Source organism: Roseibium sediminis, assembly GCF_008711325.1.
Classification (GTDB): domain Bacteria; phylum Pseudomonadota; class Alphaproteobacteria; order Rhizobiales; family Stappiaceae; genus Roseibium; species Roseibium sediminis.
Window position 1 is genome coordinate 1 of record NZ_VXDB01000100.1, and the last position, 682, is coordinate 682.

General features: G+C 58.1%; 1 protein-coding gene. It reads left to right on the forward strand.

Features of this window, described 5'->3' with window-relative positions; all coding sequences use genetic code 11:
- Positions 1-47 precede the first annotated feature (47 nt).
- Positions 48-682: IS3 family transposase (locus tag F0155_RS23240; RefSeq protein ID WP_161599893.1), on the forward strand; the 635-nt coding region annotated here is incomplete at its 3' end.

Sequence of the window (682 nt, forward strand, 5' to 3'; positions counted from 1 at the left end):
GTGATGCGCAAAGCATCTGCTTTTTTCGCACAATGGGCGGCGAAGACATGATTGCGAAGCTTGCATTCATCGCTGCCCATGTTGGCCATCATTCGATCCGCCTGCTTTGTCGCGTCCTTGGCGTCAGCCGGAGCTGGTTTCACCGTTGGCAACGCACAGCCCCGGAACGGGCAGAACGTGCTTCCAGACACGACGCTCTGGTTGATGAGATCAGGTCGATCTTCCAGGAGAGCAAACAGCGCTACGGAGCACCGCGTATCCATGCCGAGCTGCGTGCTCGTGGTCACCGGGTCTCTCGCAAATTGGTGGCCAAGCTCATGAAAGAGAACGATATTCGGCCGCCCATGCGCAAGCGTCGCATGCCGATGACCACCGATAGCCGCCATGGATACGGTATTGCACCAAACCTTCTGGGCAGGAACTTCCAGATCACGGCACCCGACATCGTCTGGCTGGCTGACATTTCCTATATTCCCACGGATGAGGGCTGGCTTTACCTCGCCGCAGTCAAAGATCTCGGAACCATGGAGATCGTGGGCTGGTCGATGTCAGATCGCCTGAAAAGCACCCTGTGCGAAGATGCCCTGAAGATGGCGATCAGAAGCCGCCGTCCCCCCAGGGGCCTGATCCATCACTCGGATCGTGGCGTCCAAGGCAGATTCAACCGGTCGTCGCAACATCC